Annotated in this window: 17 protein-coding genes and 1 pseudogene; 3 read left to right on the top strand and 15 right to left on the bottom strand. The window is 71.5% G+C overall.

What is annotated here, in order from left to right:
• Nucleotides 1-5: 5 nt before the first annotated feature.
• The 13 genes from D581_RS0100455 to D581_RS0100395 form a co-directional block, all read right to left on the bottom strand.
• A complete protein-coding gene (locus D581_RS0100455) occupies nt 6-854 on the bottom strand; it encodes a TatD family hydrolase (RefSeq protein WP_018955254.1) in 849 nt (282 codons plus the stop codon).
• The gene (locus D581_RS0100450) at nt 854-1,543 is read right to left on the bottom strand and encodes an EboA domain-containing protein (RefSeq protein ID WP_018955253.1); all 690 of its coding nucleotides are present in this window, start codon (nt 1,541-1,543) and stop codon (nt 854-856) included. The genes D581_RS0100455 and D581_RS0100450 overlap by 1 nt, the downstream gene beginning before the upstream one ends.
• Nucleotides 1,537-2,409, bottom strand: coding sequence for a sugar phosphate isomerase/epimerase family protein (locus D581_RS0100445; protein WP_018955252.1), 873 nt, complete (start codon nt 2,407-2,409; stop codon nt 1,537-1,539). Before D581_RS0100445 ends, D581_RS0100450 begins: the two co-directional genes overlap by 7 nt.
• Nucleotides 2,406-3,800, bottom strand: a complete 1,395-nt coding sequence (locus D581_RS0100440; RefSeq protein WP_018955251.1) for an SCO3242 family prenyltransferase — start codon at nt 3,798-3,800, stop codon at nt 2,406-2,408. Before D581_RS0100440 ends, D581_RS0100445 begins: the two co-directional genes overlap by 4 nt.
• Entirely contained in the window at nt 3,797-4,999 is a 1,203-nt protein-coding gene (locus D581_RS0100435; protein WP_018955250.1) for an inositol-3-phosphate synthase, read from the bottom strand. The genes D581_RS0100440 and D581_RS0100435 overlap by 4 nt, the downstream gene beginning before the upstream one ends.
• 92 nt (nt 5,000-5,091) lie before the next feature.
• Nucleotides 5,092-8,811 (bottom strand): ThuA domain-containing protein, encoded by a 3,720-nt coding sequence (locus tag D581_RS0100430; RefSeq protein WP_018955249.1) that lies wholly within the window; start codon nt 8,809-8,811, stop codon nt 5,092-5,094.
• Nucleotides 8,812-9,098: 287 nt separating this feature from the next.
• Nucleotides 9,099-10,103, bottom strand: a complete 1,005-nt coding sequence (locus tag D581_RS0100425) for a sugar phosphate isomerase/epimerase family protein (RefSeq protein ID WP_018955248.1) — start codon at nt 10,101-10,103, stop codon at nt 9,099-9,101.
• Nucleotides 10,104-10,109: 6 nt separating this feature from the next.
• Nucleotides 10,110-11,354, bottom strand: coding sequence for a Gfo/Idh/MocA family protein (locus D581_RS0100420; RefSeq protein WP_026290043.1), 1,245 nt, complete (start codon nt 11,352-11,354; stop codon nt 10,110-10,112).
• 69 nt (nt 11,355-11,423) lie between these two features.
• On the bottom strand, nt 11,424-12,458 hold the full coding sequence (locus D581_RS0100415; protein ID WP_018955246.1) for a substrate-binding domain-containing protein: 1,035 nt from the start codon (nt 12,456-12,458) through the stop codon (nt 11,424-11,426).
• Between the two features lie 129 nt (nt 12,459-12,587).
• A complete protein-coding gene (locus tag D581_RS0100410) occupies nt 12,588-13,640 on the bottom strand; it encodes an ABC transporter permease (protein WP_018955245.1) in 1,053 nt (350 codons plus the stop codon).
• Nucleotides 13,637-15,160 (bottom strand): sugar ABC transporter ATP-binding protein, encoded by a 1,524-nt coding sequence (locus D581_RS0100405; protein WP_026290042.1) that lies wholly within the window; start codon nt 15,158-15,160, stop codon nt 13,637-13,639. Before D581_RS0100405 ends, D581_RS0100410 begins: the two co-directional genes overlap by 4 nt.
• Nucleotides 15,161-15,384: 224 nt before the next feature.
• The gene (locus D581_RS0100400; protein WP_018955243.1) at nt 15,385-16,566 is read right to left on the bottom strand and encodes an ROK family transcriptional regulator; all 1,182 of its coding nucleotides are present in this window, start codon (nt 16,564-16,566) and stop codon (nt 15,385-15,387) included.
• Nucleotides 16,567-16,806: 240 nt separating this feature from the next.
• The gene (locus D581_RS0100395) at nt 16,807-17,766 is read right to left on the bottom strand and encodes a beta-ketoacyl-ACP synthase III (RefSeq protein WP_018955242.1); all 960 of its coding nucleotides are present in this window, start codon (nt 17,764-17,766) and stop codon (nt 16,807-16,809) included.
• Nucleotides 17,767-18,096: 330 nt separating this feature from the next.
• On the opposite strand from D581_RS0100395, the gene fdhD reads away from it, so the two are divergent.
• A complete protein-coding gene (fdhD, locus tag D581_RS0100390; RefSeq protein ID WP_018955241.1) occupies nt 18,097-18,945 on the top strand; it encodes a formate dehydrogenase accessory sulfurtransferase FdhD in 849 nt (282 codons plus the stop codon).
• Nucleotides 18,946-19,051: 106 nt separating this feature from the next.
• Here fdhD and D581_RS0100385 read toward each other — a convergent pair whose 3' ends face one another.
• Together D581_RS0100385 and D581_RS0100380 are read right to left on the bottom strand one after the other, a co-directional pair.
• The gene (locus tag D581_RS0100385; RefSeq protein WP_018955240.1) at nt 19,052-19,267 is read right to left on the bottom strand and encodes a DNA-binding protein; all 216 of its coding nucleotides are present in this window, start codon (nt 19,265-19,267) and stop codon (nt 19,052-19,054) included.
• A gap of 89 nt (nt 19,268-19,356) precedes the next feature.
• Nucleotides 19,357-19,671: pseudogene (locus tag D581_RS0100380) on the bottom strand (bile acid:sodium symporter); the annotation flags it as partial.
• Between the two features lie 311 nt (nt 19,672-19,982).
• Between D581_RS0100380 and D581_RS0100375 the strand changes: the two are divergent.
• Nucleotides 19,983-21,782 carry a long-chain fatty acid--CoA ligase gene (locus tag D581_RS0100375; protein WP_018955238.1) on the top strand — a complete coding sequence of 600 codons (1,800 nt, stop codon included), beginning with the start codon at nt 19,983-19,985 and terminating at the stop codon, nt 21,780-21,782.
• Between the two features lie 115 nt (nt 21,783-21,897).
• Nucleotides 21,898-22,734 carry an aldo/keto reductase gene (locus tag D581_RS0100370; RefSeq protein ID WP_018955237.1) on the top strand — a complete coding sequence of 279 codons (837 nt, stop codon included), beginning with the start codon at nt 21,898-21,900 and terminating at the stop codon, nt 22,732-22,734.
• The last annotated feature ends 47 nt before the right edge of the window (nt 22,735-22,781 follow it).

Below are 22,781 nucleotides of genomic sequence, written 5' to 3'. Positions count from 1 at the left end.
CCGCCTCACTCCCCGCCGCGCAGGATGGAGTTGCCCTCGTGGAGTGGATCGGGGGCCGGGACGTCGAGGTGGAGGCGGCCGCTCTGGCCGTAGAAGGCGACCGGGTTGCGCCACAGCACCTGGTCGACGTCGTCCTCGGTGAAGCCGGCCTTCAGCATGGCGTCGGCGACCTTGCGGGTCTTGAGGGGGTCGCTCTTGCCCCAGTCGGCGGCCGAGTTGACGATCATCTTCTCGGTGCCGTGGTTCCGGAGGATGGTGACCATCCGGTCCTCGTCCATCTTGGTGTCCGGGTAGATGGAGAAGCCGGCCCAGCAGCCGCTGTCAGTGGCGGTCTTTACCGTTGTCTCATTGAGGTGGTCGAGCAGGACGTGCTCCGGGGGGAGGTTCGATTCGCGGATGACGTCGATGGTGCGGTGCAGACCGGCGAGCTTGTCGCGGTGCGGGGTGTGGACTAGGGCGGGCAGCCCGTGGTCGGCGGCGAGCTGGAGCTGGGCGGCCAGGGCGTGGTCCTCGGCCGGGGTCATGGAGTCGTAGCCGATCTCGCCGACGGCGACGACGCCGTCCTTCACGAGATAGCGGGGCAGCGCGTCCAGGACGGGGGTGCAGCGGGGGTCGTTCGCCTCCTTGGGATTGAGGGCGAGCGTGCAGTGGTGCGCGATGCCGTACTGGGAGGCGCGGAAGGGCTCCCAGCCGAGGAGCGCGTCGAAGTAGTCGAAGAAGCTGGCGGGCGAGGTGCGGGGCTGGCCAAGCCAGAAGGAGGGTTCGACGAGCGCGCGGACGCCCGCGTCGTACATCGCCTGATAGTCGTCGGTGGTGCGGGAGGTCATGTGGATGTGGGGGTCGAAGATGCGCATCAGGACTCCTCCGTGGGGGCGGGGGCTGTGGGAGCCGCGGTCGGCGGGGCCCGGTGGGCGCCTTCGTCGGCCGGGGCGGTGAGGTCGACGACCGTGCGCAGGTCTTCGGGGACGGCGCGGCCGGCGGCGGTGCGTTCGGCGGCGAAGTCGCCGAGCATGCGAGCGAGTTCGGCGTCTCCCCGGGCCCGGTTGCCGAGCCGGGCGACCGCCGCGACCGGCACCTCGGTGAACAGGCACTTGAGTACGGCGTGCCGCCAGGCGTGGGTGTCCAGGTGGTCGGCGGCGTAGGGGCCGACGGCCGCGGCGACCAGCCGGGTGTCGTTGGTGCGCAGGGCGTCCTCGACGAGCGGGAGCGCGGTGGAGCCGAGGTCGAGGCGGTGCAGGGTGAGCAGGACGGCGCGGCGTTCGGCGGCGGTGCCCTGTTCGTAGAGACGGGTGACGGAGGGCAGCGTGGCGCGTGCCTCGACGAGCAGGAGGGAGCGTACGGAGTCGGCGTGCTCAAGGCCGCAGTGCCGGCCGGCGGCGGCGTAGCGCAGCTCCCAGGGCGGGGAGGTGTACGGGCCGGCCGCCTCCCGGCCGGGGGCGTCGGGCGTGGCCGCGTCGTGGGCGGCCTCGGCCAGGGCCTCGTCGAGCCAGGCCCGGGCGGCTCCGCCGAGTCGGGCGTCGAGTTCCTCGCGGGAGTTCAGCACGGGGCGCCTCCCTGGGGCGCGGTGCCGCGTGTCAGGGCGTCGCGCAGGAAGTCGATCGAGGTGCGGGCCAGCTCGGGGCCGGCGTGGGAGTGGCGGGGCAGTTCGACGACGGTGAGGCCCTGGTAGTCCGATGCGGCCAGGGCGGCGAGCACGGGCGGGAAGTCGATCTCCCCCTCGCCGAACGGGAGGTGTTCGTGGACTCCGCGCCGCATGTCCTCGATCTGGACGTGCCGGAGCCAGGGGGCGGACTCCACTACGCACTCCAGGGGGGTCGCCTCCTCCAGACACTGGCAGTGGCCGATGTCGAGGGTGAGGCCGAGCGGTCCCGGGTCACCGAGGAGGCCGCGCAGGTGGTGGAAGTCGGCGAGGGTGGCGAGGAGGTGACCCGGTTCGGGCTCGATGGCGAGGGGGATGCCGGACCGGTCGGCGGCTTCGAGGACGGGGGCGAGCGCTTCGGTGAGCCGTTTCCAGGCGGTGTCGGTCGAGGCGCCGGGCGGGGTGACGCCGCTGAAGCAGTGGACGGCGTGCGCGCCGAGTTCGGCGGCCACGTCGACGGCGCGGACCAGCAGAGCGGTGCGGGCGGCCCGGGCGTCGGGGTCCGGGTCGAGGAGGGAGGGGCCGTGCTTGCGGCGCGGGTCCAGGACATAGCGGGCGCCGGTCTCCACGGTGACCCGGAGGCCGAGGGAGGTGAGCCTGCGGCGGACCTGGCGGGTGCGCTCGGTGAGGTCCGGGGCCATGGGGTCCAGGTGCATGTGGTCGAGGGTCAGGCCGACGCCTTCGTAGCCGAGGTTGGCGAGGAGGCCGAGGGCGTCGTCGAGGCGGAGGTCGGTGAGCCCGTTGGTGCCGTATCCGAGGTGGAGGGTCATGTGGGGCTCACCTTCCGGGAGAGGCTGCGGGCGAGGGGGACGAGGCCCATGACGGCGAGAGCGGTGACGGGCGCCCCGGCGCGGGCGGCGAGCGCGGCCTGGAGAGGGATCATGGCCCGGATGCCTCCGCCGACCGCCCGCTGGGTCAGGGGCGGGGACGGGTTGAGCGCGGCGTGCAGGAGGGGTGGCCCGGAGGTACGGAGGTAAGCGCCGGTGAGCGCGATGACCAGGAGCCGGACGGGGTCGGCGACCTTTCCGAGCGGGCCTGCGTCGAGACGCCGCGCGACGGCGTTGGTGCCGGCGCCGGTGTAGGCGTTGGCGTTAGCGCCGGTGTAGGCGTTGGCGTTGGCGCCGGCCCTCGTCGCACCGGGCCGGTCCGGGGTCTGCCCCCGCGACTCCCGCAGCACCGCCGCCGCGATTGCCGTCGTCGTGGCCAGCACCGCGAGCGGGGTGCCGGTGGAACCGCCCTGCGCCTCGTGGCGCGATACGGCGGTGACGCCGTAGGTGTGGGTCCCGAGCACCAGGGCGGCGGGCAGGGCGGGCAGGCATGCCGCCAGGCCGCCGCGCGCCGGAGCCGATGTCGCCGCGTCGCGCGCCGCTGCCGGGGCCGTCGCTCCGGCAACGTTGTCGGGCCGGCCTCCCCCGCCCGGCGTTCCGGGCCCGGTCACGGGCGCCGTCGCCGTCGCCTTGGCCGTCGCCGTGGCCGTCGCGCCCAGCAGCAGGTCCAGTGAGCGGGCCGCCGCCATGGCCGCCGGGCCCGCCTTCGTGTGCTTCAGGTGCAGGTCGTAGGCCCAGACGGTGGCGGCCAGGCCCGTGGCGACGGTCAGCGCGGGGCGGCCGGCCCGGGCCGCCAGGGCGAGGCCCGCAGCGGTCAGCGCCCCGGCCGCGCCCAGGGCCGCCGCCGGGCTGATCCGGCCCGAGGGGATCGGGCGGTGCGGGCGGTCCACGGCGTCCTCGTCGCGGTCGGCCCAGTCGTTGAGGGCCATCCCGGCCTCGTACAGGCACAGGGACGCGCCCATCGCCAAGACGGTGCCCCGGCCGGGCCGGCGGCCCACCGCCGCCGCGCCCGCCAGGGCGTCCCCGGGCACGGAGAACAGCGCGGAGACCCGCAGCAGTTCCGCCCAGGCCCGCAGGCGCTCCCGGGGCGCGCCCCGGTCGGCTGTCCGGCCGGGCCGGCCCGGGCCGGCGTCCGCGCCCCGTTCCCCGTTCCGGCCCGCGGTGGGAGGTTCGGGCCTGTCCGGTGCGGGCGCAGTCCCGCCGGCACCGGACAGACGATCATCGGTCACGGCGGTCGTTCCCACGCCGTGTGCGAAACCGTTCGCCCGCCCGGCCGGGAGTACCGGCAGGGCCGAGGCGAGAGCGGCCCGGAGGGCGTTCCGTCGCCACCTCACGCCTGGTCCCGCAGCCGCTCGGCGAAGGTGAGCAACGTGGCGTACTGCTCGGCGAGCGCCGCCGACGTGCCGCCGTCCGGGTCCTTGAAGTAGAAGCCGAGCTCCGGTAGGGGGCCGCTGATCCCCTTCTCGTGGGCGCGGGCGAGCAGCCGTGCCAGGTCCAGGACCAGTGGGGCCGCGAGTGCCGAGTCGCAGCCCTGCCAGATGGTCTGGAGGATCATGCGGGAGCCGAGGAAGCCGTCGAAGGCGATGTGGTCCCAGGCGGTCTTCCAGTCCCCCATCGCGGGGACGTCGTCGATGTGCACCTCGCCCTCGGGGGCGGCGCCGAAGGTGTCGGCGAGGACGCGCTCCTTGCCGGCGTTCTTGGCCGCGGCGGCCGCCGGATCGGCCAGCGCCGCTCCGTCGCCGCCGCCCAGGAGGTTCGATCCGGACCACGCCCGTACGGCGAGGGCGCGCTGGAGGAACATCGGGGCGAGTACGGAGCGGAGCAGCGTCTGGCCGGTCTTGCCGTCGCGTCCGGCGTGGGGAAGTCCGCTGGAGGCGACGGTGTCGGTGAGCGCGGGGGTGCGCAGGCCGGTGGACGGGGTGAAGTTGGCGTAGGAGCAGCCGGCCCGCAGGGCGGCGGCCGCGTAGAGCGAGCTGGCGGGCAGCCGGGTGTCGCCGGGTCCTGGTGCGGGCTCGGTGGAGGCGACGTTGACGACGACGGTGCGGGCCAGAGCGTGGCGGTGGGCGAAGTCGGTGAGGTCGGCGGCGAACGCGGCGATGAGCTCCTGGTCGGTGCGGGTGTCGCCGGGGAGCGGTCCGCCGGGGCGGATCTCCGCGTCGGCGGCGCCGAGTTCGGCGCGTACGGCGGAGGGCAGTCCGTACGGCAGTACCCCGCCGTCGGCGAGGGCCTCGGCCCGCTTGGCGAGCGGGCAGTCGAGGGTGTCGTGGCCGCCGAAGACCAGGCTGGTCAGTTCGGGCAGGCCGCTGTCGGCGAAGGGGGGCGTCTCGGTGACCATGCCGGTCGGAGGGTGCAGGCCCGCGGCGATGGCGGCGCAGCCCGCGGTGGCGGTGGTCGCCACGGAGCCGCGTGCTCCGATGAACCAGACGCCGGTGCGGCCCGCGGCTGCGTCGGGGCCGGTGGCCTCCGAGGGGTTCGGGGCGTTGCTGCGGTCCGGGGCGTCGGTTCGGCCTTGACGATCGGCGCGTGCGGTCACGGGCTGCCTCCCTGGGGGATGTCGGGGGTGGAGGACGACGGGCGGGGGAAGGTGTGTGCTTCCCCCGCCCGTCGTCGGCAGAGGCGGCCGCCCTACTTCGAGGGCAGCTCCTTCAGTTGGATGTTGCGGAAGGACACCTGGTCGTCGGCTCCGTGGTTCTGGAGGCCGATGTAGCCGTCCTTCAGACTGCGGGCCGGGTCGGTGTTGGTGAAGTCGTTGATCTTCGCTCCGTTGAGGAAGATCTGCAGACGTTCGCCCTGCACCTTGACCTCGTAGCTGTTCCACTGTCCCGGCGGCCGCAGGACGCGGTCACGGGCCTTGATGTTGGCGGATTTGAAGGTGTAGACGGCGCCGGTGGTGCGGTCGGCGGCGTCGGTGGCGTCGATCTGTATCTCATACCCGTTGTTGACCGCCGACCACGGGTCGTCGGACTCCGGGAAGCCCACGAAGATGCCGGAGTTGTCGTCGCCGGTCATCTTCCAGTCGAGCTTCAGCGAGTACGACTTCAGCTCCTTGGCCTGGTAGGTGAGCAGACCCATGCCGCCCTCGGAGTGCAGGGCGCCGTCGCTGACGGAGAACTTCCCCGGGCCCGCCTGCTTCCAGCCTTCCAGCGTCTTGCCGTTGAAGATCGGCCGGTAGTCCTTGTCCGGCTTGCAGTCGGCCTTGACCTGGCCGGTGGCGTAGCGCAGGCCGCCCAGCACGTGGCTGCGGAAGGCCGGCTCGGCGTAGGACTCCTTGGTGTGGCCGAGGCCGGTGTAGAAGGAGCGGCCGCCCTCGTAGGTCTGGCACCAGGAGATCGGGTGATCGCCCTTCATGTTCCCGCCGGTGTAGGTGGTCTCGTCGAGTGTGGCGAGGACCTTGGCCTTGTCCCGGGGGTTGGTGCCGTAGTTGTACCACTCGTCGGTGCGCTCCCACTCCTCGTCCAGGTGGGCGGTGGCGGGGTGGTCGTGGTCCTCGACGCGGACGGTGGCGGGCTGGATCTGCGGGTGGGAGTCGAAGTAGGCGCCGACGAGGCCGCCGTAGAACTCCCAGTCGTACTCGGTGTCGGCGGCCGCGTGGATGCCGACGTAACCGCCGCCGGTGGCGACGTAGTTCTCGAACGCCTTCTGCTGCTCGGCGTTGAGGACGTCACCGGTGGTGGAGAGGAACGCGACGGCGTCGTAGCGGGCCAGGTTGCTGGTGGTGAACTGGGCGGCGGACTCGGTGGAGTCGACCGTGATGTTGGTGTCCTTGCCGATCTCCTTCAGGGCCGCGATGCCCGTGGGGATCGAGTCGTGGCGGAAGCCGGCGGTCTTGGAGAAGACCAGGACACGCTTGGCGGTCTTGTCGACGGGGGTGTTGGACAGTTCGAAGTCGTCGACGTCGTAGAGCGCTCCGTCGCCGCCCTTGAAGACCAGGAAGAGTTCGCTCTGCTTCTTGGGCGCACCGCGCAGCGGGATGTCGATGTCCTGGAAGGTGTCCCAGCTGCCGGTCACCGGGACGGGTCCCGAGCCGAGGATCTTGCCGGTGGGCGATCCGGTGCGTACTTCCAGGAAGCCGCCCGAACCGGCCGACGAGACGCGGGCGGTGAGCTTGGTGGTGCCGCCCAGGACGTACGTCTTGAAGGAGATCCAGTCGTCGTTGTGGATGTCGCCGACGGTCTTGCCGCCGTGCGCGCTGGACTTGGCCGGGGTGGTGACGCCGGAGGAGGCGTCGAAGTGCTCGGCCTGGCGGTGCTTGGGCTGGAGCCGGGCGGCGTCCTTGCCGGTCAGCTTGGCCTGGCCGCCACCGCCGTTGTCGGTGTAGGAGGCCGAGATGCCGCCGTAGATGTTGGCGTTGGGGTCGTGGCCGCCTTCCATGGCGGTCTTGATGGTGCCCTCGCAGCCGTGCTCGGTGGTGATGTCGTGGCCGTGGCTGTCGTGGCCCAGGGTGAACTTGACCTCGACCTCGGTGCAGTCGATGGTCCCGTCCTCCGGGTCGCTGACGTTCACCTTGAACGGCACGGCGTCACCGAACTCGAAGAGCTGTCCGTCCTCGGGGAGTTCCAGCTCCACGGTCGGGGCGGTGTTGCCGACGGTGACATGGACGCTGGCGGAGCCGGTGCGGCCGGTCGGGTCCTTGGCGGTGAGGGTGGCGGTGTAGGTGCCGTTCTTCTTGTACGTGTACGTCGGGTTGGCGGCGGTGGACGTTCCGCCGTCCCCGAAGTCCCAGGCGTAGGTGAGCGGGTCGTCGTCGCCGTCGGCGGTGCCGGCCGAGGAGAACCTCACCTTCAGGGGTGCGGTGCCGGACGTCTTGTTCGCCGAGGCCTCGGCGATGGGCGAGCGGCCTCCGGTGGCGTTCTCGATGCGGTAGAGCGCGGAGTTCTCGTCGCCGCCGAACCAGGCGAGGCCGTAGTCGAGGACGTACAGGGCCCCGTCGGGCCCGAAGGCCATGTCCATGATCTGCGTGCCGGACCACGGGACGTCGTTGATGGACTGGACGCCGCCGTCGGCGTCCTGCTCGATGCGCTTGATCCACTGGCGGCCGAACTCACCGGCGAAGAAGTCGCCGTCGTAGGCCTCGGGGAACTTCACCGGGGAGTCCAGGTCCGCGTCGTAGCGGTAGACGGGTCCGCCCATCGGGGACTCGGAGCCGGTGCCGAACTCGGGCAGGGAGCCACCGTCGTACGGGATCCACGCGGCCTCGGCCGGCGGCAGGTCGACGAGCCCCGTGTTGTGCGGGGACTCGTTCTTCGGGGCGGCGCAGTCGAAGGCGGCGCCCGATTCCTTGGTGCCGAAGTCGTAGTCGACGTAGGGCTCGTTGTCGCCCACGCAGAAGGGCCAGCCGAAGTTGGCGGCCTTCGTCACCCGGGCGAACTCGACCTTCCCGGCGGGTCCGCGCTGGGGGTCGGCCGCGCCGGCGTCGGGGCCGTAGTCGCCGACGTACACGGCGCCGGTGGCCTGGTCGACGGAGAAGCGGAAGGGGTTGCGGAAGCCCATCGCGTAGATCTCGGGGCGCGTCTTGTCCGTCCCGGGCGCGAAGAGGTTCCCCTCCGGAATGGTGTACGAACCGTCCTCGGCGACCTTGATGCGCAGGATCTTGCCGCGCAGGTCGTTGGTGTTGCCCGAGGTGCGGCGGGCATCGAACGCCGGGTTGCGGTCGGGGCGTTCGTCGATCGGGGTGAAGCCGTCGGAGGCGAAGGGGTTGGTGTCGTCGCCGGTGGAGAGGTAGAGGTTGCCCTCGGCGTCGAAGTCGATGTCGCCGCCGACGTGGCAGCAGGTGCCGCGCGAGGTGGCGACGTCCAGGACCTTTTTCTCGCTGGCGGTGTCGAGGGTGCCGTCCTCGTTGAGGACGAAGCGGGAGAGCCGGTTGACGCCCTCGAACTTCGCGAAGTCGGCCGCGGTGCCGGTCTCCGGGGCGTCGCCCGCGGGAGTGTCCATCGGCGGTGCGTAAAAGAGGTAGATCGCGCGGTTCTCGGCGAAGTCGGGGTCGACGCCGACGCCTTGGAGGCCTTCCTCGTCGTGCGTGTACACGGGGAGGGTGCCGGAGATCTTGGTGTTGCCGGCGCTGTCGGTGATCCGCAGCTCGCCGCTGCGCGAGGTGTGCAGCACGCTGCGGTCGGGGAGGACGGCGAGCGACATGGGCTCGCCGGTCTCCTCGGCGCCCTTGGCCAGGGTGACTTGCTGGAAGTCCTCCGCCACGGACTCGTCGTGCCCGGGGTGTCCGGGGTGGGCGGTGGCGCCGGGGGCGGAGCCGAGGGTCAGGGTGGCGGCGGCGAGCAGGCCGCCGGTGAACAGCGCGAGCGATTTACGGACGCGGGTCCGGGCCAGGAGCCGCTTTCTGGTTCTGTGCACGTAGGTCCTCCGGAGAGTGCCGGTTGTACGGGCGGGTGTAGCCGTGCCGTGCCGCGCGGGGACTGCCGCGCATGCGTCACCGGGGACGGGAGCGACCCCGGTGACGCGAGTCATGTCGTGTACACGAAATGGACGGTAGACCTGTTCGTCCTCGACGGAAAGCCCTTGTGCGAGAGATAAGTCGAACTTCTTCTTCCGCCAGGACAAAGGAGTTTCCGGGCAGGGCGAGGCAGCCCCGGGGCGCGGAGCCGTGAACCGGATCGCGCCCCGGGGCTCGGCCGGGCGTCCTACTCCCGGCCGCCGAAGGCCGCGTCGAAGGAGGCCGACGGCGGGTCGAAGTCGAACCGCTTGAGGCTGGCGAGCGCTTCGGGCGCGCCGTGCAGCCGGTCCATGCCGGCGTCCTCCCACTCGACCGAGACCGGTCCCTCGTAGCCGATGGACCGGAGCATCCGGAAGACGTCCTCCCAGGGCACTTCACCGTGGCCGGCGGAGACGAAGTCCCAGCCGCGCCGGGGGTCGCCCCACGGCAGATGCGAGCCGAGGCGGCCGTTGCGGCCGTCGAGGCGCTTGCGGGCCTCCTTGCAGTCCACGTGGTAGATCCGGTCGCGGAAGTCGTAGAGGAAGCCGACCGGGTCGAGGTCCTGCCAGACGAAGTGGCTCGGGTCGAAGTTCAGCCCGAACGCGGGCCGGTGGTCCACCGCTTCCAGGGCACGCTGGGTGGTCCAGTAGTCGTACGCGATCTCGCTCGGGTGCACCTCGTGGGCGAAGCGCACCCCCTCGGCGTCGAAGACGTCCAGGATCGGGTTCCAGCGCTCGGCGAAGTCCTCGTAGCCCCGCTCGATCATGTGCGGCGGGACGGGCGGGAACATCGCGACGAGGTGCCAGATGGAGGAGCCGGTGAAGCCGATGACCGTGTCCACCCCGAAGGCGGCGGCGGCCCGGGCGGTGTCCGCGATCTCGGCCGCGGCCCGCTGCCGTACGCCTTCGGGCTCGCCGTCGCCCCAGATGCGGGCGGGCAGGATGCCCTGGTGGCGTTCGTCGATCGGGTGGTCGCAGACGGCCTGGCCGACCAGGTGGTTGGAGATCGCGAAGCACTTCAGCCCGTACTTGTCGAGCAGTTGGTGCCTGGTGTCCAGGTATCCGGGGTCGGAGAGCGCCTTGTCGACCTCGAAGTGGTCTCCCCAGCAGGCGAGTTCGAGACCGTCGTAGCCGAAGTCCCGGGCGTGCTTGCAGACCTCCTCCAGCGGGAGGTCGGCCCACTGGCCGGTGAACAGGGTGAAGGGGCGGGGCATGGGCGGCTACCTCCTGAGGTCCGAGGACGGGACCGGGGTGTGTACGGAGTTCTTGGCGGCGCTCTCCTCCACGGCGGCGAGCACCCGCTGCACCTGGAGCCCGTCCGCGAACGACGGTACGGGAGGGGTGCCTTCGGCGATCGTGTTCACCACGTCGCGGGCCTGGTGGACGAAGGTGTGCTCGTAGCCGAGGGCGTGGCCCGGGGGCCACCAGGCCTCCAGGTAGGGGTGCTCGGGTTCGGTGACGAGGATGCGGCGGAAGCCCGCGGTGGCCGCGGGTTCGGTGTGGTCGTGGAAGGACAGCTCGTTGAGCCGTTCCAGGTCGAAGGCGAGGGAGCCCAGCTCCCCGTTGATCTCCAGACGCAGGGCGTTCTTGCGTCCCGCCGCCATCCGGGTCGCCTCGAAGGAGGCCAGTGCCCCGGAGGCGAGGCGGCCGGTGAAGATCGCCGCGTCGTCGACGGTCACCTCGCCCCGCTCCGCCGTTCCGGCGCTGCCGGAGAGCCCGGCGGACGCCCCGGCGAGCAGGGGCCTCTCCCGTACGAAGGTCTCGGCCACGGCGGACACCCCGGTGAGCAGTTCGCCCGAAAGATACTGGGCGAGGTCGACGATGTGCGCGCCGAGGTCCCCGAGCGCGCCGGACCCGGCGTGCTCGCGCTTGAGCCGCCAGGTGAGCGGTGAGGCCGGGTCCACCAGCCAGTCCTGGAGGTAGGTGGCGCGCACATGGCGCAGGGGTCCGAGCCGGCCCTCGGCGATGAGCTGCCGGGCGAAGGAGATCGCGGGCACCTTGCGGTAGTTGAAGCCCACCATCGCCACCTGCCCGCGGACGGAGGCGGCCTCGGCGGCGCGGACCATCGCCTCCGCCTCGGCGACGGTGTTGGCGAGCGGCTTCTCGCACAGGACGTGTTTGCCCGCCTCCAGGGCGGCGATGGCGATCTCCGCATGGCTGTCGCCGGGGGTGCAGATGTCGATCAGCTGGACGTCGTCCCGGGCGATCAGTGCCCGCCAGTCGGTCTCCGCGGCCGCCCAGCCGTGCAGGGCCGCGGCGGCGTCGACCGCCGCGCGGTCGCGTCCGCAGATCGCGGCGAGAGCGGGTCGCAGGGGCAGGTCGAAGACGTGTCCGGCGGTGCGCCAGCCCTGCGAGTGGGCGGCGCCCATGAACGCGTATCCGACCATGCCGACCCCGAGCGTTCCCGGCGCCTCCTGCGGCGAAGGGGCTGGGGCTTGCGTTTCCGTCTCTTGACTACGGGCCATGCGGACTTCCTCCTCATCGGTGTGCGGTAACGGGCCGGGGGTGCGCTCCGCGCACCCCCGGAGTCCCGGTCAGTTGAAGCCCGTCGGCAGGTACTGGTCGATGTTGTCCTTGGTCACGACCGCGGAGTACAGGGTCAGGGAGGTCGGGATCTCCATCTCGGAGAGGCCGCTGACGCCCTTGCCCTGGCCCAGTGCCCGTGCCAGGTCGATCGCGGACGCGGCCATCGTCGGCGGGTAGAGGACGGTGGCCTTGATCACCGAGTCGTCGGCCTTGATGGCGTCCATCGCGGACTTGGCTCCGGCGCCGCCGACCATGATGAACTCGTCGCGGCCCGCCTGCTGGATGGCGCGGAGCGCGCCGACGCCCTGGTCGTCGTCGTGGTTCCAGAGGGCGTCGAACTGCTTCTGCGCCTGGAGGAGTTGCGCCATCTTGGCCTGGCCGGACTCGACGGTGAAGTCGGCCGCCTGACGGGCCACCAGCTTGATGTTGGAGTAGTTCTTCAGGGCGTCGGCGAAGCCCTGGCTGCGCTGCTTGGTCAGTTCCAGGTTGTCGATCCCGGCGAGCTCGACGACCTTGGCGTTCGGCTTGTCCTTGAGCCGCTCGCCGATGTAGTGCCCGGCGTTGAGTCCCATGCCGTAGTTGTCGCCGCCGACCCAGCAGCGGTACGCCTGCGGGGAGGCGAAGATGCGGTCCAGGTTGACGACGGGGATGCCCGCCCTCATGGCCTCCAGGCCGACCTGGGTGAGGGCCTTGCCGTCGGCGGGGAGGATGACGAGAACATCGACCTTCTTGTTGATGAGGGTCTTGATCTGGCCGATCTGGGTGGCGGTGTCGTTGGAGCCCTCGGTGGTCTCCAGGGTCACGTCGGAGTACGTCTCCGCCCGGGACTTGGCGTTCACGTTGATGGCGTTGGCCCAGCCGTGGTCGGCCTGCGGTCCGGAGAAGCCGATGGTGACGGCCTTGCCGGGCTTGTCGTCGGCGGGGGCGCTGTTGCCGGCGGGCTCGGTCTTCTTGGGCTCGTTGCTGGTGCAGGCGGTGAGGAGCGCGCCCGCGGAGACGGCGGCGGTTCCGAACAGCAGCCCTCTGCGGCTGGTTTCTGGCATGACGGTCTGACCCTTCGTCCGGTGGGTGCGTAGGAAGTGCGGGTGCTGGGGTGCGTTGTGGGGCGCTCGGTACTGGGGTGCGTTGTGGGGCGCTCGGTGCCGGGCGCTCGGTGCCGGATGCTCGGTCGCTCAGGTTTCCCTGCCGCGCATGGTGCGGCGCTGGACGAGGACGGCGGCGACGATGATGGCGCCCTTGGCGATCTGCTGGACGTCGCTCTGGAGGTTGTTGAGAGCGAAGATGTTGGTGATCGTGGTGAAGATCAGGACGCCGAGGACGGAGCCGACGATGGTGCCCCGGCCGCCGCTGAGCAGGGTCCCGCCGATGATCGCGGCGGCGATGGCGTCGAGCTCGTACAGGTTGCCGTTGGTGTTCTGGCCGGAGCCGGCGAGCACGATCAGCATGAAGGCGGCGATGCCGCAGCACAGCCCGGACAGCAGGTAGAGGTAGAGGCGCTGGCGGCGGACGTCGATCCCGGCGAGCCGGGCGGCCTCCGCGTTGCCGCCGACGGCGACGGTGCGGCGGCCGAAGGTGGTCCGGTTCAGGATCAGCCAGCCGACCACGGTGACCACGGCGAACATGATGACCAGCGGCGGGATGCCCAGAATGTAGGAGTCGGGCAGGCCGAGGTCCAGGACCGAGTCCACGGTGACGATCTGGGTCTTGCCGTCGGTGATCTGGAGGGCGAGGCCGCGCGCCGAGGCGAGCATGGCCAGCGTCGCGATGAACGGGACCATCCCCCCGTACGCGATGAGGACGCCGTTCACGAGTCCGGCGGCGAGGCCGACGACGACCGCGGTCAACGCGATGCCGGCGAAGCCGTACTCCTGGGTGGCCAGGGTCGTCGCCCACACGGAGGCGAGGGCGACCATGGCGCCGACGGAGAGGTCGATGCCCCCGCTGATGATGACGAAGGTCATGCCGACGGTGACGACACCGATGACGGACGCCTGGGTCAGGATCAGTTGGAGGTTCCCGGTGTCCAGGAACGCGTCCGGTTCGGTGATGCCGCCGACCAGGATCAGGGCGGCCAGGACGCCGAGCAGGGACAGGATCCGGACGTCCAGCCGAAGACCGAGGGCCGGCACGCCACCGCCCGACTTCTGGGGCGGCGCGTCCGAGGGGCCGGTGAGGGCCCCCTTGTCCGGCCCGTTGTGCTGCGCCGACGGGGCGGGCTGTGTCATGGCGTCGGGCTCCCTTCCATCACGAGGTCGAGTACGCGGTGCTCGTCGAGCTCCTGGGCGGGGGCCGTGTGGACCACTTGGCCCTCGCGGAGCACCAGCACCCGGTCGGCGAGGCCCAGGACTTCGGGCACTTCGCTGGAGACGAGCAGTACGGCGAGGCCTTCGTCGGCCAGCCGGCGGATCACGGCGTAGAGCTCGGCGCGCGCGCCGACGTCGACGCCACGGGTGGGTTCGTCCAGCAGCAGGACCCGGCAGCCGCGCAGCAGCCAGCGGGCGAGGACGGCTTTCTGCTGGTTGCCGCCGGAGAGGGTGCGGACGGCGGCGTCCGGATTGTCGGGCCGCATCTGCAGCTCACGGGTGGCGCTCCGCGCGGCCTTCCGCTCCCCGCCCCGGTCGATCCAGCCGATCCGGGCGAAGCGGGAGAGGGAGGAGACGGAGACGTTACGGGTGACCGACTCGGTCATGAGCAGGGCCTGCGCCTTGCGTTCCTCGGGCGCGAGGCCGATGCCCGCGGCGACGGCGGCGCGGACACTGCCGGGGCGGAGCTGTTCTCCGGCGACGGTGACGGTCCCGCTGGTCGCCTTACGGGCTCCGTAGATGGTCTCCAGGATCTCGGAGCGTCCCGAGCCGACGAGTCCGGCGAGGCCGACGATCTCGCCGGGCCGCAGCTCCAGGTCGACGGGGGCGAACTCGCCCTTGCGGGAGAGACCTTGGACGCGGAGTACGGGTTCGGTGGTGGCGGGGGCCGACTCTTCCGGGCGCGGCGGGAAGACATAGGCGACGTCCCGGCCGGTCATCATGGCAACGATGTCGCGGGTGGGTGTGTCGGCGGCGGGCAGCCCGACGGCCACGGTCCTGCCGTCCTTGATGACGGTGACCCGGTCGCCGATGCGTCGGATCTCCTCCAGCCGGTGCGAGATGTAGACGACGGCCACCCCGTCGGCGGTGAGGCCGTCGACGATCCGGAAGAGGTTGTCGACCTCGTCGGGGTCGAGGGCGGCGGAGGGCTCGTCCATCACGATGAGCCGGACGTCGTGGGAGAGCGCCCTGGCCATGGAGACGATCTGCTGCTGGGCGGCGGAGAGGTCCCCGACGTGCCGGGCGGGGTCGATCTCCGGGTGCCCGAGACGCGCCAGGAGCGCTTGCGCGGCCGAACGCCCCTCCCTCGTGCGGACGATGAAGCCTGCGCTGGTCGGCTCGTGGCCGAGGAAGACGTTCTCGGCGACCGACAGGCCCTCGACCAGGTCGAGTTCCTGGTAGATGGTCGCGATGCCCAGGCGCATGGCCGCGATCGGCGACTTGAGCTGGACGGTTTCGCCGCGCCAGGTGATCTCGCCGTCGTTGGGCTGGTGGGCTCCGGCGAGCACCTTGATGAGGGTGGACTTGCCCGCACCGTTCTGGCCGAGGAGGCAGTGGACCTCGCCGGCCTGGACCTCCAGGTCGACGCCGTCCAGGGCGCGGACGCCCGGGAAGAGCTTGGTGATGCCGGACATGGTGAGCAGGGGTGGTTCTGGTGCCATGACGAATCCCCTCGGCGAATGGGGTCTCCCCTGCTCGGGCGGTGCCGAGGGGCCGGGGAGGGCCGGTGAGCGGACAGGGCGCAGGGCTGGAGGTGCCGTGGAGCCGGCGGCACCGCGAACGGCTGCTGACTGGTACCTGACGTGCGAGTACGGACGAGTACCTGACTATTACCTGGCTGATGCCGGGTACCTGACCAATGCGGTGGTGCGTTACGGCCCTGTGGTCAGGCCGGTGAGAAGAGGTGGTCGCTGATGAGCCGGGCCGCGCCGATCACTCCGGCGGTGGGCCCCAACTCGCCCAGCACGATGGGGAGGTTGCCCGTGGCCAGGGGCAGGGACTGCTTGTAGACCTGGGTGCGGACACTGGCGAGGAGGTTGTGACCGAGGCCGGTGACCCCGCCGCCGATCACCACCAGACCGGGATTGAAGAAGCTGACCAGGCTCGCGATCACCTGGCCGAGCCGGTTGCCGCCTTCGCGGATCAGGTCGAGCGCGGCGGCGTCACCGGCGGCGGCGGCGGCCGCCACGTCGGCGGCGGTGAGGCGGCCCGCCGCCTCCAGCCGGGCGGCGAGCTCGGGCGAGCGGCCCTCACGGGCCGCGTCCTCGGCGTCGCGGGCGAGGGCGGCGCCGCTGAAGTGGGCCTCCAGGCAGCCCTTGTTGCCGCAGGCGCAGGCCCGGCCGTCCGGGTCCACCTGGATGTGCCCGATGTCCCCTGCGCTGCCGGTCGTACCGCGGTAGACCTCGCCGCCGACGACGATGCCGCAGCCGATGCCCGTACCGATCTTGACGCAGAGGAAGTCGCCCACGGAGCGGGCCACGCCCGCGTGCTGCTCCCCCATCGCCATGAGGTTCACGTCGTTGTCGACCATGACGGGGCAGCCCAGCTCCTGGCTCAGCGCCTCGCGGACCGGGAAACCGTCCCAGCCCGGCATGATCGGCGGCGCGACCGGCACGCCCTCGGGGAAGCGGACGGGGCCGGGGACCCCGATGCCCGCGCCGTCGAAGCCCTCGGCGAGCCCGGAGGCCCGCAGCTTGGCGGCCAGCGACAGCACCTGTTCGAAGACGGCGACAGGGCCCTCGCGCACGTCCATCGGGTGGTTGAGGTGTCCCAGGACCTCCAGCTCCGCGTTGGTGACGGCCACGTCGATCGAGGTGGCGCCGATGTCGACCCCGAGGAACCGCAGTTCGGGAGCGAGCCGGATGTTGTGCGAGCGGCGCCCGCCGCGCGATGCGGCGAGTCCGTCGGCCACCACCAGGCCGGTCTCCAGCAGCCGGTCCACCTCGACGGCGAGCTTCGAGCGCGACAGCTCGACCTGATCACCCAGTTGAGCACGGGAGTTGGGGCCCCCGTCGCGCAGCAGCCGAAGCAGCCGCGCCTGATGCGCGTTCGCGGGTCGTGCCGTCATGCGTCTCACGCGTCCCTCCCCGCCACATCGGCCAGTCCGTCGGGCTTTCGAGGGGAACGTAGCAGCGCTTTCCCCGAGTGGGAAGAAGTTGCGCAGGAATCCGCTCCAACTTTCTCCACACTCAGGACAAAGGTTCGGGGTCGGAACGCACACAGGCGCCGCGGAAGGGGTCAGGCGCTGTGCGAGGAGTCAGGGGCGGCAGGCGGTCAAGGGCACCAGGCGGTCAGGGGCAGCAGGCGGTCAGGGGCAGCGGATGACCTGGCCCGCGTAGGAGAGGTTTCCGCCGAAGCCGAAGAGGAGGACGGGCGCGCCGGAGGCGACCTCGCCGCGCTCGACCAGCTTGGACAGCGCCATCGGGATGGAGGCGGCCGAGGTGTTGCCGGAGTCCACCACGTCCCGCGCGATGACGGCGTTGACCGCGCCGATCTTGCGGGCGACCGGCTCGATGATCCGCAGATTGGCCTGGTGCAGGACGACGGCCCCCAGATCCTCCGGGGCGACGCCGGCCTTCTCGCAGACCCGGCGGGCGATCGGGGGGAGCTGGGTGGTGGCCCAGCGGTAGACCGACTGGCCCTCCTGCGCGAAGCGCGGCGGCGTCCCCTCGATCCGGACCGCGTTGCCCATCTCCGGCACGGAGCCCCACAGCACCGGTCCGATGCCGGGCCCCTCCGGGGTGTCGGGGGCCGTCGGGTCGGCGGTGACGACCGCCGCGCCCGCCCCGTCGCCGAGCAGGACGCAGGTGGAGCGGTCGGTCCAGTCCGCGACGTCGGCCATCTTGTCGGCACCGATGACCAGCGCCCGGGTCGCCGCACCGGCCCGGATGGCGTGATCGGCGGTGGCCAGAGCGTGCGTGAAGCCGGAGCACACCACGTTGATGTCCATCACCGCGGGCGAGCCCATGCCCAGCCGCGCCGCGACCCGCGCCGCCATGCTCGGGGACCGGTCGATCGCGGTGGAGGTGGCGACGAGGACCAGATCGACGTCCGAGGGCGCCAGCCCGGCCGTGGCCAGCGCCTTGGCTCCCGCGTGCGCGGCCATCTCGTCCACCGGCTCGTCCGGGCCACCCACATGGCGGGTCTTGATACCGACCCTGCTGGTGATCCACTCGTCGCTCGTGTCGACCATGGCCGCCAGATCGTCGTTCGTGAGCACCTTGGCGGGCTGGTAGTGGCCGAGCGCCACGACACGTGAGCCGGTCATACGGGTTCCCATCGTCGGGTAGGGCAGGAAACCTCCAGTCTTGGTCGCTACCGCCGGGTACGGGGGCACGTGATCCCACAGGAATCCGGCCCACACGTTGGAGCGTTGACAACAGCCTGGTCAGCGTGCTTGGGCGGTGACTGCGACTCGCCGGTGCGGGTGCCGGACAATGACGGGGTCGGGTTCCGGCTTCGACAGGGTCGGGTTCCGGCTTCCACGGGGTCGGGTTCCGGCTTCGACGGGTCAGGTTCCGGCTTCGACGGGTCAGGTTCCGGCTTCGCCCATCCGGACAGAAGCCATCGCACACGGACAGAATCGGGGTTCACATCCATGGGACGGGCCACCGAACGCCGCCGCACCCTCCGTATCCGGGACGGTGCCGTCTCCTCCCGCGCGGACACCCTGGTGGCGGAGGAACCTCTGGAGATCCGCCTGAACGGCCGACCACTGGCCATCACCATGCGTACGCCGGGCGACGATTTCGCGCTGGCGGCCGGCTTCCTCGTGAGCGAGGGGGTGATCGCCGAGGGGGACGAGGTGCAGTCGATCGTCTACTGCGCCGGGGCGACGGCGGACGGGGTGAACAGCTACAACGTGGTGGACGTGAAGCTCGCGCCCGGCGTCCGCGTCCCCGACGTCACACTGGAGCGGAACGTCTACACCACCTCCTCGTGCGGCCTGTGCGGCAAGGCCAGCCTGGACGCGGTGCGCACCACGACCCGGCACCCCGTGGCTGACGCTCCCCCGGTGCGGGTCACCCCGGAGCTGCTGTCCGCCCTCCCGGACCGGCTGCGGGCCGCGCAGCGGGTGTTCGACCGGACGGGGGGCCTGCATGCCGCCGCGCTCTTCTCCGAGGAGGGCGAACTGCTGGACGTCCGCGAGGACGTCGGCCGGCACAACGCGGTCGACAAGTTGGTGGGCCGGGCGCTGACGGACCACCGGCTGCCCCTGTCCCGGGCCGTTCTGCTGGTGTCCGGGCGGGCCTCGTTCGAGCTGGCGCAGAAGGCCGTGATGGCGGGTATCCCGGTGCTCGCCGCGGTTTCGGCGCCGTCGTCACTGGCCGTGGACCTGGCCGCGGAGAGCGGACTGACGCTGGTCGGCTTCCTGCGCGGCCCGTCGATGAACGTGTACGCCGGTGAGCACCGGATCGTATTGGAGGCGGCGGCGCGCCAGGGCTGAGGCGTATTGGAGGCGGCGGCGCGCCAGGGCTGAGGCGGGGAGTGGGTGGAGCCCTGGAGTGGGCAGGCCCGGTGCGGGAAGGGGGAGGCCCGGGGCGTAAGGGGCCTCACTCCCCCGCGAAGGCCAGGCCCTCGGCGGCCAGCGCCTCGCGGAGGACCCTGATCGCCTTCGGGCCGACCCCGTGCAGCGCGAGCACCTCCGCCGCGGTCACGGTCGTGAGGTGGGCGAGGCTGGTGTGGCCCGCCGCCCGCAGGGCGCGCCGGTCCGGATTGCCCGCCCCGCGCGGAAAGTCGTCGGCGGGCGTACCGGACTCGTCGCTCATGTCACTTCCTCGCTGTCGGCTACCGGCTACCGGCTACCGGCTACCGGCTACCGGCTACCGGCTACCGGCTACCGGCTACCGGCTACCGGCTACCGGCTCACCGTAACCGGCGGGTCCGACAACGCGTCGGAAGCGGGATCCGAATCCGCCGGGTCCCCGGGCGGCTCAGGATCGCGTGAGCGGCGCTTGGCGATCACCGCGCAGACCATCAGCTGCAGCTGGTGGAAGAGCATCAGCGGCAGTACCGCGAGGCTCGCGTGCGCCCCGAAGATCACGGTCGCCATCGGCAGCCCAGCCGCCAGGCTCTTCTTCGACCCGGCGAACTGGATGGCGATCCGGTCCCCCCGGCCGAACCCGAGCCGCCGCGCCCCGTACCAGCTCAGGGTGAGCATCAGCGCCAGCAGGCCGCCGCCCTCGCGGTGGCCGCCGTCCTCGCAGTGATCGGCGTCCTCGCAGTGATCGGCGGTCACCGTGGTCGCCGCGGTCGGATTCGGTGGAGATTCCGGCGCGAGCCGCTTACCCCACCGTCAGAACTTGGCAGGACGGACGCCCGAGCCTTGCCCATCTGGCCGGATTTCGACGGTTGACCTGGGCGGACGACACGGTGTCCGAAGGGTCCGGGCCCCTCCCGCCGGGCCCCCGCTTGGGGTAGCGTCGCGGCGCTGTGCGGAGCGCCACGAGGAGCATGTCATTGCGCGATTTCACTGTCCCATCCATGCCGGCGGCACCTCAGGTCGGCGGTCTGGCCGATGTGGTCTTCGACTACGCGAAGGACGATCCGCACCGCGTCGCGCTCGGCCGCAAGGACGCCGGGGGCCAGTGGCGTGATGTGACCTCTGCGGACTTCCGCGATCAGGTGCTGGCCCTGGCCAAGGGACTGATCGCGCACGGGGTGCGGTTCGGCGACCGGGTCGCGCTGATGTCCCGTACGCGCTTCGAGTGGACGCTCTTCGACTTCGCGCTCTGGACCGTCGGGGCCCAGTCGGTGCCGATCTACCCGACCTCCTCCGCCGAGCAGGTCCTGTGGATGCTGCACGACGCCGAGGTGGTGGCGGTGATGGTCGAGCACGAGGACCACGCGATGACCGTCGGCTCGGTGATCGACCGGCTGCCGCGACTGAAGCGGCTGTGGCAACTGGACGCTGGAGCGGTGGACGAGCTGTTCGGGGCGGGTGCGGACATCGACGACGAGGTGGTGCAGCGGCACCGGCGCGCGGTGACGCCCGACTCCGTGGCGACCGTCATCTACACCTCGGGGACGACGGGCCGCCCCAAGGGGTGTGTGATCACCCACGCGAGCTTCATGTTCGAGAGCGACACGATGGTCACCCGCTGGGAGCCGGTGTTCCACTCCAAGCCCGGCGACAAGGCGGCCACCCTCCTTTTCCTGCCGCTGGCCCATGTCTTCGGGCGGATGGTCGAGATCGCCGCGGTCCGGGGCCGGGTCAAGCTCGGCCACCAGCCGGAGCTGTCCGCGAACGCGCTGATGCCGGACCTGGTGGCGTTCCGGCCGACGTTCATCCTGGCGGTGCCGTACATCTTCGAGAAGGTGTTCAACGGGGCCCGCCGCAAGGCCGAGGCGGAGGGCAGGGCCGGGCCGTTCGACAAGGCCGTCGACATCGCGGTGAAGTACGCCGAGGCCATGGAGCAGAAGGCGTTCGGGGACGGTCCCGGCCCCTCGGCCGGGCTGCGGATGCAGCACCAGTTCTTCGACAAGGTGGTCTACAGGAAGGTCCGCGACGCGATGGGCGGCCGGGTACGGCACGCCATGTCGGGCGGCTCGGGCATGGACCGCCGGCTCGGGCTGTTCTTCGCGGGCGCCGGGGTGAGCGTCTTCGAGGGGTACGGGCTGACCGAGTCGACCGCCGCGGCGACGGCGAACCCTCCCGAGCGCACCCGGTACGGCACGGTCGGGCAGCCGATTCCGGGGACGTCGGTGCACATCGCGGACGACGGCGAGGTGTGGGTGCACGGGCCGAACGTGTTCTCCGGCTATCTGGGCGACCCGGGGGCCACCCGGGCGGTGCTGCGGGACGGCTGGCTCGCCACCGGGGACCTCGGCGCGCTGGACGAGGACGGCTATCTGACGATCACCGGGCGGAAGAAGGAGATCCTGGTGACATCCGGCGGCAAGAGCGTCTCCCCGTCCGGTCTGGAGGAACGCGTACGGGCGCATCCGCTGGTGGCGCAGTGCATCGTCGTCGGCAACGACCGCCCGTACATCGCGGCGCTCGTCACCGTCGACCAGGAGTCCGTGGACCACTGGCTGTCGATGCAGGGCCGCCCCCCGCTCGGCCCGGCCGACCTGGTGCGCGACCCGGACCTGGAGATGGAGGTCCGCCGGGCGGTGGTGGCCGCCAACACGGCGGTGTCCCAGGCCGAGTCGATCCGTACGTTCCGGATCCTGGCCCATCCCTTCACCGAGGAGACGGGGCTGCTGACGCCCTCGCTGAAGCTGAAGCGCAAGGCGATCGAGACGGCGTACGCGGTCGAGGTCGACGCGCTGTACCACTGACCCGGCGGCGGCGCGGCGGCACGATCGAGGCTGCCGGAAGGGGCCGGGAATGCTGTGGCCTGCCCGGTCGTTGTCGTGGGGAGTTATCAACCGACGACGTTAGGATCGATCGCTCGTGAGCCAGGTCCCCTCCATCACCCTCAACAACGGCCTCGACATGCCGCAGCTCGGTTTCGGCGTCTGGCAGGTGCCGGACGACGAGGCGGAGAAGGCGGTCGCCACGGCCATCGAGACCGGGTACCGGAGCATCGACACCGCCGCGATCTATGAGAACGAGACCGGCACCGGCAAGGCCATCGCCGCCTCCGGCATCGCCCGTGCCGAGCTCTTCGTCACCACGAAGCTGTGGAACAGCGAGCAGGGCCACGACCGCGCCCTGCGCGCCTTCGACGCCTCGCTGGACAAGCTCGGCCTGGACTACGTCGACCTTTACCTGATCCACTGGCCGGTCCCGGCGAAGGACGCGTACACCGACACGTACAAGGCGTTCGAGAAGATCCTTGCCGACGGCCGCGCGAAGGCCATCGGCGTGTCGAACTTCCCTCCCGAGCACCTGAAGCGGCTGCTCGCCGAGACCTCCGTGGTGCCGGCCGTCAACCAGATCGAGCTGCACCCGCAGCTCCAGCAGGCCGAGCTCCGCGCCTTCCACGCCGAGCACGGCATCGCCACCGAGGCATGGTCGCCGCTGGGCCAGGGCAAGGGCCTGCTGGAGGTGCCGACGGTCGTCGCCATCGCCCAGAAGCACGGCCGTACACCCGCCCAGGCGGTGCTGCGCTGGCATCTGCAGACCGGCAACATCGTGATCCCGAAGTCCGTGACCCCGTCGCGGATCAAGGAGAACCTCGACGTGTTCGGCTTCGAGCTGGACTCCGACGACCTCGCCGCCTTCGCGGCCCTGGACGAGGGCAAGCGGCTCGGCCCCGACCCGGCGGAGTTCAACGTCGGCGCCTGAGCGTCCGGCCGATGGCGCCCCCACCGATCCCGGTGGGGGCGCCGTCG

Source organism: Streptomyces sp. CNB091 (assembly GCF_000377965.1).
Note: the sequence above shows the minus strand (reverse complement) of the source record. Positions and strands in the feature narration are given on the sequence as shown.

Excerpts from the sequence above, each read along its gene's own strand:
- D581_RS0100455 (WP_018955254.1), bottom strand. The coding sequence starts at position 854 with ATGCGCATCTTCGACCCCCACATCCACATGACCTCCCGCACCACCGAC.
- D581_RS0100445 (WP_018955252.1), bottom strand. The coding sequence starts at position 2,409 with ATGACCCTCCACCTCGGATACGGCACCAACGGGCTCACCGACCTCCGC.
- D581_RS0100425 (WP_018955248.1), bottom strand. The coding sequence starts at position 10,103 with ATGCCCCGCCCCTTCACCCTGTTCACCGGCCAGTGGGCCGACCTCCCG.
- D581_RS0100420 (WP_026290043.1), bottom strand. The coding sequence starts at position 11,354 with ATGGCCCGTAGTCAAGAGACGGAAACGCAAGCCCCAGCCCCTTCGCCG.
- D581_RS0100415 (WP_018955246.1), bottom strand. The coding sequence starts at position 12,458 with ATGCCAGAAACCAGCCGCAGAGGGCTGCTGTTCGGAACCGCCGCCGTC.
- D581_RS0100410 (WP_018955245.1), bottom strand. The coding sequence starts at position 13,640 with ATGACACAGCCCGCCCCGTCGGCGCAGCACAACGGGCCGGACAAGGGG.
- D581_RS0100405 (WP_026290042.1), bottom strand. The coding sequence starts at position 15,160 with ATGGCACCAGAACCACCCCTGCTCACCATGTCCGGCATCACCAAGCTC.
- D581_RS0100400 (WP_018955243.1), bottom strand. The coding sequence starts at position 16,566 with ATGACGGCACGACCCGCGAACGCGCATCAGGCGCGGCTGCTTCGGCTG.
- D581_RS0100395 (WP_018955242.1), bottom strand. The coding sequence starts at position 17,766 with ATGACCGGCTCACGTGTCGTGGCGCTCGGCCACTACCAGCCCGCCAAG.
- fdhD (WP_018955241.1), top strand. The coding sequence starts at position 18,097 with ATGGGACGGGCCACCGAACGCCGCCGCACCCTCCGTATCCGGGACGGT.
- D581_RS0100385 (WP_018955240.1), bottom strand. The coding sequence starts at position 19,267 with ATGAGCGACGAGTCCGGTACGCCCGCCGACGACTTTCCGCGCGGGGCG.
- D581_RS0100375 (WP_018955238.1), top strand. The coding sequence starts at position 19,983 with ATGCCGGCGGCACCTCAGGTCGGCGGTCTGGCCGATGTGGTCTTCGAC.